The sequence below is a fragment of the Klebsiella sp. 10 genome, assembly GCF_018223925.1.
In the GTDB taxonomy this organism is placed as follows: Bacteria; Pseudomonadota; Gammaproteobacteria; order Enterobacterales; family Enterobacteriaceae; genus Klebsiella; species Klebsiella pneumoniae.
Genome location: NZ_JAGRRB010000002.1, coordinates 41590 through 57702, shown reverse-complemented (window position 1 = coordinate 57702; position 16113 = coordinate 41590). Strand labels below are relative to the sequence as shown.

Genomic DNA, 16113 nt, shown 5'->3' with positions numbered 1-16113 from the left:
TTATATTCAATCATATTTGATTAAATGTGAGCAAGCTCAAGTTATTAAGCTGCCGTATAAATTATAACTTTTCCCCATCAGACGAGTGGCAAGATTTATGAATGATTGAATTCAATCAATTACTACCAAGGAGAAACGCGTGGCGACGATACACAGCACAATCATCAGCGGGGCTGGCGCCTCATCGGCCCTGCTCCCGCTGCTGGCCGGTAAAACCTCAATCCTGCTGGTGACCGACAAGAACGTCGGGGCGCTGGAGGCAACCCAGGCGATTCATCGCCTGCTGGCGGCTGAAGGACGTGAAGTTGAGGTCATTGACAGCGTGCCAGCTGAGCCCAACCATCACGATGTTACGCAGATCGTCAGCCAGCTGGGCGCCAGCCAGCCGCAGATGGTCGTTGGTATCGGCGGGGGGAGCGTACTGGATGTAGCAAAACTGCTGTCAGTACTTCTGCACCCTGAGGCGCCCTCGCTGACGTCCCTGCTGGCAGGCGAGCAGCCGCAACGACGAATTTGCTCATTGTTAATCCCGGCCACCGCGGGCACCGGATCCGAAGCGACGCCGAACGCCATTCTGGCGATCCCCGAGCAGCAGACGAAGGTGGGGATCATCTCCCCGGTGCTGCTTCCGGACTATGTCGCCCTGCTGCCGGAGCTGACCACCAGCATGCCGCCCAGCATCGCGGCGTCGACCGGAATCGATGCTCTGTGTCATCTGCTGGAGTGCTTTACCTCCACCGTCGCCAACCCGGTGAGCGATAACGCGGCGTTAATCGGTTTACACAAGCTGGTACGCCATATCGAGCGTTCGGTAAATCAGCCGCAGGATCTGACGGCGAAGCTGGAGATGCTCTGGGCCTCGTGGTACGGCGGCGCAGCGATCAACTATGCCGGCACTCACCTGGTGCATGCGCTCTCCTATCCGCTTGGCGGTACCTGGCACCTGCCGCACGGGGTGGCCAACGCCATTCTGCTGGCGCCCTGCATGCGGGTGGTCCGCCCTCACGCGGTGGCGAAGTTCGCTCAAGTCTGGGACCTGATCCCCGATGCAGATCGCACGCTCAGCGCGGAAGAGAAATCCCATGCGCTGGTCGCATGGCTGGCGGCGCTGGTCAAACGACTGCCGCTGCCGGACAACCTGGCCGCGCTAGGCGTGCCTCAGGAGAGTATTTCCGCCCTCAGCGCAGCGGCGCAAAACGTCAAACGCCTGATGAACAATGCCCCATGCAGCGTCAGCCGCGAAGAGATCGCGGCCATCTACCAAACGCTGTATCCAGAACATGCCTAACAGGAGAAAGTTAAATGAGGAAAGCTATTAGCGGCGTACTCACCGCCATTGTCACTCCCTTTACCGCCGAGGGAGCGCTTAACCTGCCGGCGCTACGCCAGCAGGTGCAGCGCCAGCTCGCCGCAGGCAACGGTATTTTCTGCGGCGGCACCAACGGCGAGTTTTTTGTCCTCAATGAGGAAGAGAAGATCGCCGTCGCCAGAACCTGCGTGGAAGAGGCGGCCGGTCGCGCGCCGGTGGTGGCCCATATTGGGGAGGTTTCCACCCGGGAGACGCGCCGGCTGGGCCAGCAGATCGCCCGCCTCGGAGTTGACGCGGTATCGGCCATTACCCCGTGGTTCGTGCCCTTGAAGCAGGAAGAGCTGATTAACCACTATACGGCGATCGCCGACGCGCTGAGCGTCCCGCTCTTTCTTTACAACATTCCCGCCCGCACCGGGAACACTATTGCCCCGGAGACCGCGCGCCAGCTGGCCCGCCACGAGAATATCGTCGGCATTAAGGATAGCGCCGGCAGCTACGACAGCCTGAAAGGCTTTCTCGACGCGGTGCGCGATATCGACGGTTTCGACGTTCTGAACGGGCCGGACTCGCTTATCCATCAGGGATTTGTCGACGGCTGCTCGGCCTGCATCTCGGGGCTTGCCAACGTCGCCCCCGCTGAAATTAACGCCATCTGGTCGCGCTTTCACGCCGGGGATATCGCCGGATCGCGCCAGGCCCAGGAGCAGGTAACGGGCCTGCGCACCGATCTGTATAAAGTGGCGTTCTCACCTGCGGCGGTGAAGAAAGCCCTGCAGCTAATGGGTCACGAGGTGGGCGACAGCCGCTACGCGGTGCAGTTTAGTGACCACCAGCTGCAGCAGATTAAAAATATCATTAACACCTACCTTCACTAATTTACGTATCCGCCCCGGCCATCACTGGCTGGGGCAAGGTCTTGTATTTGCGACGCTCATTGTCGCCAGTAAACAGGAAACGGTTATGAAAGTAATTTGCACCTCGCCCTCATTCGCCAAATACGACGATGCGCCCATTTCGGCACTGAAAGAGGCCGATCTTGAACTGGTCATGTTGCCTGCCGATGCCTCTATAGAGATGCTGGCTCAGCATCTGCCTGATGCCATAGCGATGATTGTCGCCTTCACCGACATCAATGAATCGCTGCTGGCAAAGGCCCCGAGGTTAAAAATTGTCTGCAAACACGGCGTTGGTGTGGATAACATCGATCTTAACGCTACACGTCAGCGCAAAATTTTTGTCACTAACGTTCCTGATGCCAACAAGCATGCGGTGGCCGATTTTGCTTTTGGCTTAATTCTCAATACTGCCCGCCAGATTTATCAGGCAATCAGTGAAACGAAAGCAGGCAACTGGCCTCGTATTTTTGCCACTGATGTATATGGCAAAACCCTGGGGATCGTCGGTTTAGGCCATATCGGTAAGGAAGTGGCGCGACGTGCGCGCGGATTCAATATGCGAGTGCTCGCGACCGACGCCTGGCCAGACAGAGAATTTGCACAACAACACCAGATTGAATATGTCTCACTGGATACCCTGACGGCGCAAAGTGATTTTATTAGCCTGCATACCCCTTTAACCCCGGAAACTGAAAATATGTTTAATGCCGCCCGGCTACAGCAGATGAAATCAGGGGCATTCCTGATCAATGTTTCCAGAGGCGGTATTGTTGATGAACAAGCGTTGTATGAAGCACTAAAATCAGGACACCTCGCCGGAGCCGCAGCTGACGTTTTTCTCGAGGAACCTTGCGCTACGCACCCTTTATTTACCCTGGCGAATTTTGCGCCAACATCTCATATTGCTGGATATACGGATGGCGCAATTAGCAATATTAGCGCGCGCTGCGTCAACAATATTATTACCTCCGTCTGTCGTGGTGAACGACCTGAAAACATTATGAATTCGCTGTAAATAACGAGGTGGGAAGCATGCCATTCCCACCAATATAACGAACATCTACTTAGAGCCGAATATATGAACACGACAGCTAACACTACTCGTATTCGCTGGTGGATAGCCGGGTTAATGTGGTTGGCTATTGCCATCAACTATATCGACCGGACAGTATTATCTGCCGCAGCCCCACATTTAATCGATGAACTGAAACTCGACCCCGAAATGATGGGGTTTATCATGGCGGCTTTTTTTTGGTCATACTCGTTATTACAGATCCCCGCCGGGTGGTTCGCCGATCGTTTTGGTCAGAAAAAAGGTCTTGGTTTAGCCGTCGCCTGGTGGTCAATTGCCACCTCGATGATGGGTGTTGCCACGGGTTTTAAATCACTTCTGGCACTGCGTCTGGCTTTAGGTGTTGGCGAGGCCGCCGCCTACCCCAGCAACGCAGGGATCGCCGCACGCTGGTTTCCGGATAAAGAACGTGCCACCGTATCCGGACTCTTCGATAGTGCGTCAAAATTTGGCGGGGCGATTGCCATGCCGCTTATCGTCTGGATGATCTACACCTTTGACTGGCGACTGACCTTTTTGATTATCGGCAGTGTGGGCATTTTATGGGTTATCGCCTGGTATTTTATCTATGCTGAAAACCCGGAAGAACACAAACGCATCAGTCCTTCAGAAGTGCGTATTATTCGTGATGGCCAAAAACAACATCACGGCGACAAAACTGTATTGCCCATGAAATGGTATAAGCTCTTGCGTTATCGTAACATTTGGGCAATGTGCATCGGCTTTTTTACCATCAATTATACCTCCTATTTTTTTATTACCTGGCTCCCTACTTACCTGGTAAAAGAAAAAGGTATGGATTTTATTAAAATGGGAATGGTAGCCGCTCTGCCTTTATTATGCGGGATGGTTATTGAAGTTTTTGCTGGCTGGGCCTCGGATCGTCTGGTACATAAGAAAGTACTGTCTCTAACAGCGACCCGTAAACTGTTTTTGACTATCGGCTTGCTTATGGCACTTTGTATCGGCTTTGCACCATTTACCGACTCTGTGTTTATGACCGTCTTTCTCTTGTGTGTCGCAAAATCAGGCACGACGGTCGCCGCATCGCAGGTTTGGGCCTTACCGGGTGATGTTGCACCCAAAAATAGCGTCTCAATTGTCGCTGGGCTGCAAAATACGGTTTCGAATATGGGAGGCGCAGTCGGTCCGATCATTACGGGTGCGATCGTTGCTGCGACAGGCTCATTCAACTGGGCACTGATTTTCTCGGCCATTCTTGTCGTTATCGGGATAATCAACTACCTGTTCCTGATGGGTAAAATTGAACCTATCAATGACAAAGGTGGAAAATCACCCGTCCTTAATGCCGCAGAACAACATTAAGTCCAATCCGCCCGGTAGAGGACGCCACCGGGCGTAAACACATTGTTAACCTCGCAGGTAAACCGTTCCGCGCATATAGGTGGTGGCCTGGCCGCTAATCAGCACACGGTCGCCCTGCCACTGGCAGCGCAGGTCGCCGCCGCGAGCGGAGACCTGGCGCGCCATCATGGTGGTTTTCCCCAGCTTTTCGCCCCACCAGGGGATCAGCATGCTATGGGCGGAGCCGGTGACCGGATCTTCCGGCACCCCTTCTCCCGGGCAGAAGAAGCGGCTGACAAAGTCATACTCTTCATCCGGCGCGCTGACGCAGATCATTTTGCCAAGCGTTCGCAGCCGCGCCATATCCGGTCGCACCGCTTCAACCTGCTGGCGATCCGCCAGCACCACCAGATAATCGCGCCCTTCCCGAACTTCAACGGCGGCCTCGAGTCCCAACCCGGTCAGCAGATCCGCCGGCGGGTTTTCCACCGGAGAGGTCGACCACGCAGGGAAATCGAGCGTCAGCCAGTCGCCATTACGGGTGACCCGCAGCTCACCAACAAAACGGGTGCTAAAGAGAATCGTCGCCGAAGGATGGTCGAGATATTCGAAAATAACGTGCGCAGCGGCGAGGGTCGCGTGACCGCAGAGATTGATCTCAGCGAGTGTGGTAAACCAGCGCAGCTCATAGCCCTCGTCGGTACGGACAAAGAAAGCCGTTTCGGATTGATTATGCTGCTGGGCCATTTTCAGGAGCACATCGTCGGCTAACCACTCGCTGAGCGGGCAGACGGCCGCGGCATTGCCGCCAAAGTTTTTATCGCTGAAAGCATCGACCAGATAAAATTGAATTTCCTGCATACCCTGTCCTTACTTTTTTTACTTTCCTTCAACATGACATAAAAGCGCCCCCTTGACACTATCCATAGCAAAATTAATCGCTTAACCGCGGCCAGCCCCTTGCGATGAAATGAGACGCAGATCACAAAATGATTGTCTTTTCGCCAACAATCGTTTTAAGATCAGCGTCACATCTTTCCCTGAATCACCAGTCCAGAGCTTATGACTACGAATACGGTCTCACGCAAGGTAGCGTGGCTACGTGTCGTGACGTTGGCCATCGCCGCGTTTATTTTTAACACCACAGAGTTTGCCCCGGTCGGTCTGTTGTCGGATATTGCCGACAGCTTCGGCATGGAAACCGCCCAGGTGGGCATGATGCTGACCATCTACGCATGGGTGGTGGCGTTAATGTCGCTGCCGTTTATGCTGCTGACCAGCAAAGTGGAGCGCCGGCGCCTGCTTATCGGCCTGTTTATTCTGTTTATCGCCAGCCACGTCCTGTCGTTTTTTGCCTGGAATTTTGACGTGCTGGTGATCAGCCGCATTGGTATCGCCTTTGCGCATGCAGTGTTCTGGTCGATAACGTCGGCACTGGCCATCCGCATGGCCCCGCCGGGCAAACGGGCGCAGGCGCTGAGCCTGATCGCCACCGGTACCGCGCTGGCGATGGTGTTTGGTATTCCGATCGGGCGCATTATCGGCCAGTACTTTGGCTGGCGGATGACCTTCCTGGCGATCGGCCTCGGCGCGTTAGCCACCCTGGCCTGCCTCGTAAAACTGCTGCCGACCCTGCCGAGCGAACATTCTGGCTCGCTGAAAAGCCTGCCGGTGCTGTTCCGCCGCCCGGCGCTGGTCAGCGTGTACATTCTGACCGTGGTGGTGGTGACCGCTCATTATACCGCCTACAGCTATATCGAGCCCTTTGTCCAGACGGTAGCGGGCCTGAGCGGCAACTTTGCCACCGTACTGCTGCTGATCCTTGGCGGGGCCGGTATTATCGGCAGCATTCTGTTCGGTAAACTCGGTAACCAGCACGCGTCGGGGCTGATAAGCCTGGCGATTGCCCTGCTGCTCGCCTGCCTGCTGCTGCTGCTGCCGGCCTCGCATAACCCGCAGCACCTGATGCTGCTCAGCATCTTCTGGGGGGTGGCGATCATGATTATCGGTCTCGGCATGCAGGTGAAAGTGCTGGCCTCCGCTCCGGATGCCACCGACGTCGCCATGTCTCTGTTCTCGGGCATCTTTAATATCGGCATAGGCGCCGGGGCGCTGGTCGGCAGCCAGGTGAGTCTGCATCTTTCCATGGCCTCCGTCGGCTACGTCGGCGCCATTCCGGCGCTGGTCGCGCTGGTCTGGTCGCTGATGATATTCCGTCGCTGGCCGGTATCGCTGGAAGACCATCAGCCGCACCACTCCTGATTCCGTCGCACAAAAAAGCCCGCCGGTATCGCGCCGGCGGGCTTTTTTTCTCTGCGCATCGCGGGCGGTCAGGGATGCCAGGTCGAAATGATCTCCAGCACGCCGTTAATAATAAACTGCACGCCCATGCAGACCAGCAGAAAGCCCATCAGTCGCGAGATGGCCTCGATGCCGCCTTTGCCAACCAGACGCATAATCGCGCCGGAACTGCGCAGACAAGCCCACAGAATCACCCCTAACAGCAAAAAGATGATCGGCGGCGCCGCCAGCACCACCCACTCCGGGAAGTCCACGCCGTGCTTAACGGTCGAGGCGGAGCTAATAATCATCGCGATGGTGCCCGGACCGGCGGTGCTTGGCATCGCCAGCGGCACAAAGGCGATATTGGCGGTCGGTTCATCCTGCAGTTCTTCCGATTTGATCTTCGCTTCCATCGAATCGTGGGCTTTTTGCTGGGGAAACAGCATGCGGAAACCGATAAAGGCCACAATCAATCCGCCGGCGATACGCAGCCCAGGTATTGATATGCCGAATGTATTCATCACCACCTGACCGGCATACCACGACACCATCAGGATGGCGAAGACATACACCGATGCCATTAACGCCTGTTTATTACGCTCGGCGTTGTTCATATTACCGGCCAGGCCAAGGAACAGCGCCACGGTTGTGAGTGGATTCGCCAGCGGTAAAAGCACCGCCAGGCCGAGCCCTATTGCTTTAAACAAATCGAACATAGTTAATTAAAGTCCCGTTAATATTCATTTTTTAAGAATGGTTTCATTCCGTGAGTATATCGGCTTCAACAAATTTGACGCCAGCCTGCTGATAAATCACTTCTGCAAAAAAATAACAAGCGTTAGAAAAATCATAAAGAGTGACCCACATCGTACTTTTCCATTTTAGCAAATCGTGGCATCGGCCAATTCATAATGTTGACTTATGATTGCCTGGGCAATAGTATCACCTGCAACTAATTACTTGCCTGGGCAACCATTATGAAAAGTACCAGCGACCTGTTTAATGAAATGATCCCGCTGGGTCGCTTGATCCAGATGGTTAACCAGAAAAAAGATCGCCTGCTCAATGACTACCTCTCACCTATGGATATTACCGCGACCCAGTTTCGCGTGCTCTGCTCCATTCGTTGCGAAGTATGTATTACCCCCGTTGAGCTGAAAACCGTGCTTTCCGTCGACCCGGGCGCGATGACGCGCATGCTCGACCGCCTGGCGTGCAAAGGCTGGATTGAACGGTTACCCAACCCCGCTGACAAGCGCGGCGTGCTGGTGCAGTTGACGCCGGACGGCGCAGCCCTTTGCGAGCAGTGTCATCAGGTTGTGGGTCAGAAGTTACACCAGGAGTTAACGAAAAATCTGTCGGCGGACGAAGTCGCCATGCTTGAGCAACTGCTCAAGAAGGTCCTGCCGTAAAAATAAGAAGAGGTAAGATGATGTCCAGACGTAATAATGACGCCATCACTATCCATAGTATTTTGTCGTGGATCGAGGATAACCTGGAATCGCCCCTGTCGCTGGAAAAAGTGTCTGAGCGCTCCGGTTACTCTAAGTGGCACCTGCAACGTATGTTTAAGAAAGAGACCGGCCATTCCCTCGGCCAGTACATCCGCAGCCGCAAGCTGACGGAGATTGCGCAGAAGCTCAAGCAGAGCAATGAGCCAATCCTGTACCTGGCGGAACGCTATGGTTTCGAGTCGCAGCAGACCCTGACGCGAACGTTCAAGAACTATTTCGATGTTCCGCCCCACAAGTATCGCATAACGAATGTACCTGGCGAATCCCGCTATCTACATCCGCTAAATAACTGATGTTAATCGCCTGCACTATAAAAGACGTATTGAGGAAATCATGAAACTATTCGCTGCCGCAGCTATCGTACTCTTGTCGCTGGCCTCCAGCCTCAGCTATGCGGAGCAAAACACCACGCCGGTGCGTCAAAACCAGCGTGATACAATGATTATCCCTTCAGAACATAATGATTCGCCGTTTGATTTCAATCATATGGCGGCTGGTAATGATAAATCTGACGAACTTGGCGTGCCGTACTACCAGCAGCACGACCTGTGATGCCATTACACGCATAATTGTGTATAGCCCCGTCTCCGGGGCTTTTTTTTTATCCGCGCGCCATGCCAGGCCGCACCAAACGTAAGCCAAAGACATTAATGTAGAGCCCGGCCATAATCAGCACCGCCCCGGTGAGCTGCAGTCCGCTCAGCGTCTCCCCGAGCAGCAGCGCAGCGCTGGCCATTCCCACCACCGGCACCAGCAGCGACAGCGGCGCCACCCGCCAGGTTTCATACCGCCCCAGCAGCGATCCCCAGATGCCATAGCCGACGATAGTGGCGATAAACGCCAGATAAAGCAGCGACAGTATCGTTAGCAGATCGATGTGTTGCAGACTCGCCAGCATGGTCTGCGGGCCATCGATCAACAATGAGGCCAGCATAAACGGCAGCACCGGGATCAGCGCGCTCCAGACCACCAGCGACATGATTGGCGGCCGGCTCGCCTGGGACATGATTTTCTTGTTGAAAATATTGCCGCAGGCCCAGCTGAGCGCCGCCGCGAGGGTCAGCATAAAGCCCACCAGCGGCACATGCTCCCCGCCAAGGCTGCCCTCCACCAGCACCAGCACGCCAAAGATCGCCAGGGCGATCCCCGCCAGCTGCTTGCCCTGCAGACGTTCGCCAAAGACGAAGGCGCCAAGGATGATGGTGAAGAAGGCTTGCGCCTGCAGCACAAGGGAGGCCAGCCCGGCCGGCATACCCAGGCCGATAGCGCAGAACAGAAAGGCGAACTGACCGAAACTTATGGTCAGGCCATAGCCCAGCAGCAGGCGCAGCGGAATAGCTGGCCGGGCGACAAACAGCAGCGCCGGGAAGGCGACCAGCATAAAGCGCAGCCCCGCCAGCATCAGCGGCGGCATATTGTGCAACCCCAGCTTAATCACCACAAAGTTAAGCCCCCACACCACCACTACCAGCAGCGCCAGTAGTCCATCTTTCCTCGTCATACCCCTGCCTCTGTCGTTATTGGAATTTTTGTGAACAAAATCAAAGTAGCGAAAAAGCGGCCGCCGGGATAGATCATTATTTTTGGCAGGCCCGGAAGTGCGCCCGTCGACCGCGATGACCTGTACAAGGCGTAATGGCCGTGTTATTTGTGATCGAAGACATAAAATTATAACAACATGACAGGCAAGGAAATCATGATCACCACTCTCCGGCGCTCCACCATCACGCTGCTGGCATCGTCGTTACTGTTGACTATCGGCCGCGGGGCCACACTGCCGTTTATGACCATCTATCTCACCCGACGCTTTCAGCTGGAAGTGGATGTGATTGGCTATGCCCTGTCGCTGGCGCTGGTGGTTGGGGTGTTGTTCAGCATGGGTTTTGGCATCCTCGCTGACAGGTTCGATAAAAAGCGCTATATGGTGTGGTCAGTGCTGGTGTTTATTCTCGGCTTCAGCGCAATACCGCTGGTCAATAACGCCCCCCTGGTGGTGATCTTCTTTGCGCTGATCAACTGCGCCTACTCGGTCTTTTCCACCGTCCTGAAAGCCTGGTTCGCCGACCGGCTGACGGCAGAGAAAAAAGCGCGCATCTTCTCGCTGAACTACACCATCCTCAACATCGGCTGGACCGTTGGGCCGCCCATCGGCACCCTGCTGGTAATGCACAGTATCAATTTGCCGTTCTGGCTGGCGGCCGCCTGCGCCGCCTTTCCGCTGGTGTTTATTCAGCTGTTTCTTCAGCGGGATGGCGCCGCCGCGGCCCAGCCGGGCGCCGCTCCCTGGTCGCCTTCGGTGTTGCTGCGCGACCGGGCGCTGCTGTGGTTTACCTGCTCAGGGCTGCTGGCCTCCTTCGTCGGCGGCGCCTTCGCCTCCTGTCTCTCGCAGTATGTGCTGGTGGTCGCCAGCAGCGATTTCGCCGAGAAAGTGGTGGCCGTGGTGCTGCCGGTCAACGCCGCGGTGGTGGTTGCTCTGCAGTACGCGGTTGGCCGGCGGCTGAGCGCGAGAAATATCCGCCCGCTGATGACCTTCGGCACCGTCTGCTTTGTGATCGGCCTTGTGGGCTTTATGTTCTCTGGCGCCAGCCTGTGGGCGTGGGGGATCTCGGCGGCGATCTTCACCCTCGGGGAAGTGATTTATGCCCCCGGGGAGTATATGCTGATTGACCATATTGCCCCGCCGGGGATGAAGGCAAGCTACTTCTCCGCCCAGTCGCTGGGGTGGCTGGGGGCGGCATTCAACCCGATGCTGACGGGGTTGATCCTCACCCATCTGCCGCACTGGTCGCTTTTTGTCATTCTTATCGTGGCGATTGTCGCCGCCTGGCTGATGATTTTCCGCGGGATCAATGCCCGCCCCTGGCAACCGGATTCTCCGCTGGCCAACGCCTGACGCCAGCTGGCATGCGGCTGTCAGGTTGCTGTCGGGCCGTTGTCGGGTCGCTGTCGTGGTGGCTGGCGGCCCGGTTCACCATACTCCATCACAGGTTTACATCCGCAGAACGTTATGGAGCATACGAATATGAACAGCAACAATCAGGTCAAACAATTACGGCTGCAGCGCGCCTGGTCCCAGGAGCAGCTGGCCGAAATGGCGGGTCTCAGCGTCCGCACGATCCAGCGCATTGAGAATGGCGAACGCCCGGGGCTGGAGACCCTCAGCGCCCTCGCCGCGGTCTTTGAGGTGACGGTGGCCGAGATCGGCGGCGAAGCCCGGCGGGAAGACGCGCCGGGCCAGGAAGCCTCACTGGATCTGCGCATAGAGGAAGCCAAAGCGCGGGTGCATCAGGAGAGCCGCTTTTTCCGTTCGCTGTCGGTGGCGCTGGTGGTTTGCGTGCTGCTGGCGGTGCTTAACCGCTTCACTAATCCACAGTACTACTGGTCCGGCTGGGTCGCCCTGATCTGGGGCGCCCTGCTGGTGGTGAGAGGATTACGCCTGTTCGTGTTCGGCGAATGGATTAAAAACTGGCGCCAGGCGCGCCTGCAGCGGCTGCTGCGCAAATAGGCCGCAAACCGGCGGCGCGACCGCCGCCGGCCTGGTCAGATGGTCACCATGGCGCGCACGCCGTCGCTCTCCATATCACCACCCTTGCCTTGCTGGACGATGGCGCCGCGCGACATCACCAGGTAGTGGTCCGCCAGCCCGGCGGCAAAGTCATAGAACTGCTCCACCAGCAGGATCGCCATGTCTCCGCGGCTCGCCAGCTGGCGGATCACCTCGCCAATCTCTTTGATGACCGAGGGCTGGATCCCCTCGGTGGGTTCATCAAGGATCAGCAGCTGTGGGCGGCTGGCCAGCGCGCGGCCGATCGCCAGCTGCTGCTGCTGGCCGCCGGATAAGTCACCGCCTCGCCGCTGCTTCATGGTCCTGAGCACCGGGAAAAGCTGGTAGATCTCCTCCGGCACCTGCTGCGCTTCGCGGGCGGGAAAGCGCGACAGCCCCATCAGCAGGTTTTCTTCCACCGTCAGGCGCGGAAATATCTCGCGCCCCTGGGGGACGTAGGCGACCCCGGCCTGCACCCGCTGGTGCGGTTTGCGATGGGTGATGTTCTGATCCTGCCAGCGTACCTCACCGCTGCGCGCCGGGATCAGCCCCATCAGGCATTTCAGCAGTGTGGTCTTACCGACGCCATTGCGCCCCAGCAGGCAGGTGACTTCGCCCTGGCGGGCGGAAAAATCCACCCCGCGTAAAATATGGCTGCCGCCGTAGTATTGATGTAGCTGACTCACCTGTAACATTGGCGCTCCTTAACGTCCCAGATAAACTTCAATGACCTGCTCATTGGCCTGCACCTCCCGCAGCGATCCCTCCGCCAGCACCTGGCCCTGATGCAGGACCGTCACCCGGTCGGCGATGGTCTCGACAAATCCCATGTCGTGCTCCACCACCATCAGGGAGTGCTGTCCGGCCAGCGTGCGAAACAGCTCCGCCGTATACTCCGTTTCCGCATCGGTCATGCCGGCCGCCGGCTCATCAAGCAGCAGCAGATGCGGCTCCTGCACCAGCAGCATGCCGATCTCAAGAAACTGTTTCTGACCATGGGACAGCAGACCGGCCTGGCGGTAGCGCTCGCCGTCAAGACGCAGCAGGCGCAGCACCTCATTCAGCCGATCGTCCTGTTCGCTGCTCATCCGGGCGCGCAGGCTGGCCCACACCGATTTATCCCCCTTCATCGCCAGGGCGAGATTTTCCGCCACCGTCAGCGCTTCGAAGACCGTCGGCTTCTGAAACTTGCGCCCGATGCCCTGGCGGGCGATGGCCACCGGGTCAAGAGTGGTCAGATCCACCGACTGGTCATAAAGCGCTTTGCCGCTTTGCGGCCGGGTCTTGCCGGTGATCACGTCCATCAGGGTGGTCTTGCCCGCCCCGTTGGGGCCGATCACGCAGCGCAGTTCGCCGACGCCGATCGCCAGCGACAGATCCGTCAGCGCCCGGAAACCGTCAAAGCTGACGTTGATGTTCTCCAGCTGCAGCACCGGATCGGTTTGTTCGCGAAAGCGATCGCCGGGCAGCTGGCGGGTAAACAGTCCTTCATCCGGTTGCATTAGCGGTCTCCTCGACGCAGCAGGCCCATCACCCCGCGGGGTAAAAACAGGGTCACAATGATGAAGATGAGGCCGAGAAACAGCTGCCAGTACTCTGGCATCGCCACGGTGAAAATGCTTTTCGCACCGTTGACCAATCCGGCGCCAAGCACCGGGCCAATCAGGGTACCGCGCCCGCCGAGCGCTACCCAGATGGCGGCCTCGATGGAGTTGGTCGGCGACATTTCGCTGGGGTTGATGATCCCCACCTGCGGGACATATAACGCCCCCGCCAGACCGCAGAGCACCGCCGACAGCGTCCACACCAGCAGCTTGAAGCCGCGCGGGTCGTACCCGCAGAACATCAGCCGGTTTTCGGCGTCACGTACCGCGGTGAGGATCCGGCCAAACTTACTCTGCGCCAGCGCCGAGCCCAGCCACAGGGTCAGCAACAGCAGCAAAACCGTGGCCATAAACAGGCTGGCGCGGGTGCCGGTGGCGGTGACAGGAAAGCCCAGCAGCGTGGTAAAACCGGTGAAGCCGTTATTCCCGCCAAACCCGGTCTCGTTGCGAAAGAACAGCAGCATACCGGCATAGGTCAGGGCCTGGGTCATGATCGAGAAATAGACCCCTTTGATCTTCGAGCGAAAGGCAAACCAGCCGAAAACCAGGGCCAGCAGACCGGGAACCAGCACCACCAGCGCCATCGCCCAGGCGAAATGCTGCGTGCCCCACCAGAACCAGGGCAGCTCGCTCCAGGAGAGAAAAGACATAAACGCCGGCAGACCGTCGCCCGCCGCCTGGCGCATCAGGTACATCCCCATGGCGTACCCGCCGAGGGCAAAGAAGATCCCGTGCCCCAGCGACAGCATGCCCGCATAGCCCCAGACCAGATCCAGCGCCACCGCCACAATGGCGTAGCAGAGGATTTTGCCGCTCAGCGTCAGCAGCCAGCTCGGCACCGCCAGCGGATGGGAGGCCGGCAGCAGCGCCAGGAATGGCATACTCAGCAGCCCCAGCACCAGCAGGATCCCCAGCCAGCGCAGAGGCCGCGGCGCGCGCTGCGCCAGCGTTAAGGTGATTGGTTGGCTCATTAGTCAATAACCCTCCCTTTCAGCGCGAACAGACCCTGCGGGCGTTTCTGAATAAACAGAATAATCATCACCAGGATCAGGATTTTGCCCAGCACCGCGCCCATTTGCGGTTCGAGAATTTTGTTGAAAATGCCCAGCCCAAAGGCCGCCGCCACGCTGCCGGCCAGCTGGCCGACGCCGCCCAGCACCACCACCAGAAACGAGTCGATGATGTATCCCTGACCCAGTTCAGGCCCGACGTTGCCAAGCTGCGACAGCGCCACGCCGCCCAGCCCGGCAATACCGGAGCCGAGGCCAAAGGCCAGCATATCCACCCGCCCGGTAGGCACGCCGCAGCAGGCGGCCATCGCCCGGTTCTGCGTCACGGCGCGGACGTTCATCCCCAGACGGGTGCGGTTCAGGATGAGCCAGGTAAAGCACAGCACCAGCAGGACGAACGCCAGTACCGCCAGCCGGTTCCACGGCAGGATCAGGTTCGGCAGGACCTGCACGCCGCCGGAGAGCCAGGCCGGGTTTGCCACCTCCACGTTCTGCGCGCCAAACAACATCCTCACCAGCTGGATAAGCATCAGGCTGATCCCCCAGGTGGCGAGCAGCGTTTCCAGCGGCCGACCATACAGATGACGAATAATGGTGCGCTCCAGCGCCATGCCGATCCCGGCGGTCACCAGAAACGCCACCGGCAGCGCGACCAGCGGATAAAAGGCCAGCCATTGCGGCGCGAGCTGCGCCAGCGCCTGCTGTACCAGCCAGCAGCTGTAGGCGCCGATCATTAACATCTCGCCATGGGCCATGTTAATCACCCCCAGCAGGCCATAGGTGATCGCCAGCCCCAGCGCGGCCAGCAGCAGCACCGAGCCCAGCGACAGCCCCATAAAGGCCTGGCCCAACAGATCGCCGAGCAGCAGACGATGTTTGATCTTTTGCAGGCTATCGCTGGCCGCCTCGCGCACCGCCGCATCCGGCTCATGCTGGGCATCGGTAAAGGGGATCAGCAGCGCCTGGGTTTCCGGGTCCGCGGAATGGCCGAGCAGCGTCACGGCGGCCAGCCGCGCGCTGGCCTCAGGCTGAGTGAGCTGCAGGCGCGCCAGCGCCACCTCCAGCAGACCCCGCACATTATCATCGGTTTCCGCCTGCAGCCGCTGTTGCAGCAGCGCGGCCATGGCCGGAGTCGCTTCCCGCTGTAGCGTTCGTGCGGCGGAAGCTCTCTCCGTGACGTTGTCACTTAAAATAAGGTGGCTGGCCAGCGCGCCGGCAGCCAGATTGCGCAGCCGGTTGGTCAGACGGACCGGCCGGGTTTCGCCCTGCGGCGCGGCGACAGCGCCCAATGGCTGTAATCCGCCCTGTCGGGTGCGGAAAGCATGTTTTCCGTCGTCCATCACCAGGCTCTCGGTGGTCAACGCCCGCAGCAGCGGCAGACGATCCGCCTGCGGCGCTGCCGCCCACTGGGTCAACAGCTGCGCCTGCTGGCTGCGACTGGCGGCAACGAAGTCGTCCGCCTCCGCGGCCTGCGCCCGCCATGGCAGCAAGGTCAGCAATAGCGCCAACACACTCATGAGACGCAATGCGTTCATGTCGTTCTCCTCTGGTCAGCGGCCGACGGGCGCGACGC

The 16113-nt window shown here is 58.2% G+C and carries 18 protein-coding genes; 10 read left to right on the top strand and 8 right to left on the bottom strand.

Annotated features, from left to right (window positions below):
- The first annotated feature begins 139 nt into the window (after positions 1-139).
- The 4 genes from KHQ26_RS03195 (at position 140) to KHQ26_RS03180 (ending at position 4606) form a co-directional block, all read left to right on the top strand.
- Entirely contained in the window at positions 140-1288 is a 1149-nt protein-coding gene (locus tag KHQ26_RS03195; RefSeq protein ID WP_004179774.1) for an iron-containing alcohol dehydrogenase, read from the top strand.
- Positions 1289-1302: 14 nt separating this feature from the next.
- Positions 1303-2187, top strand: a complete 885-nt coding sequence (locus tag KHQ26_RS03190; RefSeq protein ID WP_004179772.1) for a dihydrodipicolinate synthase family protein — start codon at positions 1303-1305, stop codon at positions 2185-2187.
- A gap of 85 nt (positions 2188-2272) precedes the next feature.
- Positions 2273-3223 (top strand): phosphoglycerate dehydrogenase, encoded by a 951-nt coding sequence (locus KHQ26_RS03185; RefSeq protein WP_020805012.1) that lies wholly within the window; start codon positions 2273-2275, stop codon positions 3221-3223.
- A 63-nt stretch (positions 3224-3286) separates the two neighbouring features.
- A complete protein-coding gene (locus KHQ26_RS03180; RefSeq protein WP_004179768.1) occupies positions 3287-4606 on the top strand; it encodes an MFS transporter in 1320 nt (439 codons plus the stop codon).
- 45 nt (positions 4607-4651) lie between these two features.
- Here the strand turns inward: KHQ26_RS03180 and KHQ26_RS03175 are convergent, their stop codons facing one another.
- Positions 4652-5446, bottom strand: coding sequence for a PhzF family phenazine biosynthesis protein (locus tag KHQ26_RS03175; protein ID WP_004179766.1), 795 nt, complete (start codon positions 5444-5446; stop codon positions 4652-4654).
- A gap of 201 nt (positions 5447-5647) precedes the next feature.
- Here KHQ26_RS03175 and KHQ26_RS03170 point away from each other — a divergent pair, with 201 nt between their 5' ends.
- Complete coding sequence (locus KHQ26_RS03170; protein WP_002904407.1) at positions 5648-6847, top strand: sugar transporter; 1200 nt, start codon at positions 5648-5650, stop codon at positions 6845-6847.
- Positions 6848-6915: 68 nt separating this feature from the next.
- Here the strand turns inward: KHQ26_RS03170 and KHQ26_RS03165 are convergent, their stop codons facing one another.
- The gene (locus KHQ26_RS03165; protein WP_002904403.1) at positions 6916-7584 is read right to left on the bottom strand and encodes a MarC family NAAT transporter; all 669 of its coding nucleotides are present in this window, start codon (positions 7582-7584) and stop codon (positions 6916-6918) included.
- Between the two features lie 43 nt (positions 7585-7627).
- Entirely contained in the window at positions 7628-7756 is a 129-nt protein-coding gene (locus tag KHQ26_RS03160) for a hypothetical protein (RefSeq protein ID WP_004217987.1), read from the bottom strand.
- Between the two features lie 89 nt (positions 7757-7845).
- Between KHQ26_RS03160 and marR the strand changes: the two genes are divergently transcribed.
- Genes marR through marB form a run of 3 tightly spaced genes read left to right on the top strand, consistent with a single transcriptional unit; the run spans position 7846 to position 8934 of the window.
- Positions 7846-8280, top strand: coding sequence for a multiple antibiotic resistance transcriptional regulator MarR (gene marR, locus KHQ26_RS03155; RefSeq protein WP_004143563.1), 435 nt, complete (start codon positions 7846-7848; stop codon positions 8278-8280).
- Positions 8281-8300: 20 nt separating this feature from the next.
- The gene (marA, locus tag KHQ26_RS03150) at positions 8301-8675 is read left to right on the top strand and encodes an MDR efflux pump AcrAB transcriptional activator MarA (protein ID WP_002904397.1); all 375 of its coding nucleotides are present in this window, start codon (positions 8301-8303) and stop codon (positions 8673-8675) included.
- 40 nt (positions 8676-8715) lie between these two features.
- Positions 8716-8934: a multiple antibiotic resistance protein MarB gene (gene marB / locus KHQ26_RS03145; protein ID WP_002904394.1), complete on the top strand. Its 219-nt coding sequence runs from the start codon at positions 8716-8718 to the stop codon at positions 8932-8934.
- A gap of 49 nt (positions 8935-8983) precedes the next feature.
- Here marB and eamA read toward each other — a convergent pair whose 3' ends face one another.
- Entirely contained in the window at positions 8984-9883 is a 900-nt protein-coding gene (eamA, locus tag KHQ26_RS03140) for an O-acetylserine/cysteine exporter (RefSeq protein ID WP_004143566.1), read from the bottom strand.
- Positions 9884-10078: 195 nt separating this feature from the next.
- On the opposite strand from eamA, the gene ydeE reads away from it, so the two are divergent.
- Positions 10079-11275 (top strand): efflux MFS transporter YdeE, encoded by a 1197-nt coding sequence (ydeE, locus tag KHQ26_RS03135; protein ID WP_211777846.1) that lies wholly within the window; start codon positions 10079-10081, stop codon positions 11273-11275.
- A 129-nt stretch (positions 11276-11404) separates the two neighbouring features.
- Positions 11405-11887 carry a helix-turn-helix domain-containing protein gene (locus KHQ26_RS03130; protein ID WP_002904389.1) on the top strand — a complete coding sequence of 161 codons (483 nt, stop codon included), beginning with the start codon at positions 11405-11407 and terminating at the stop codon, positions 11885-11887.
- Between the two features lie 35 nt (positions 11888-11922).
- Here KHQ26_RS03130 and urtE read toward each other — a convergent pair whose 3' ends face one another.
- From urtE to urtB, 4 genes are read right to left on the bottom strand one after another with little or no spacing between them, the layout of a single operon-like run.
- Positions 11923-12621 carry an urea ABC transporter ATP-binding subunit UrtE gene (gene urtE / locus KHQ26_RS03125; RefSeq protein WP_004176246.1) on the bottom strand — a complete coding sequence of 233 codons (699 nt, stop codon included), beginning with the start codon at positions 12619-12621 and terminating at the stop codon, positions 11923-11925.
- Between the two features lie 9 nt (positions 12622-12630).
- Positions 12631-13428 carry an urea ABC transporter ATP-binding protein UrtD gene (urtD, locus tag KHQ26_RS03120; protein ID WP_004190223.1) on the bottom strand — a complete coding sequence of 266 codons (798 nt, stop codon included), beginning with the start codon at positions 13426-13428 and terminating at the stop codon, positions 12631-12633.
- Entirely contained in the window at positions 13428-14501 is a 1074-nt protein-coding gene (urtC, locus tag KHQ26_RS03115; RefSeq protein WP_004176247.1) for an urea ABC transporter permease subunit UrtC, read from the bottom strand. Before urtC ends, urtD begins: the two co-directional genes overlap by 1 nt.
- Positions 14501-16075 carry an urea ABC transporter permease subunit UrtB gene (gene urtB, locus KHQ26_RS03110; RefSeq protein ID WP_015958384.1) on the bottom strand — a complete coding sequence of 525 codons (1575 nt, stop codon included), beginning with the start codon at positions 16073-16075 and terminating at the stop codon, positions 14501-14503. The genes urtC and urtB overlap by 1 nt, the downstream gene beginning before the upstream one ends.
- Between the last annotated feature and the right edge of the window lie 38 nt (positions 16076-16113).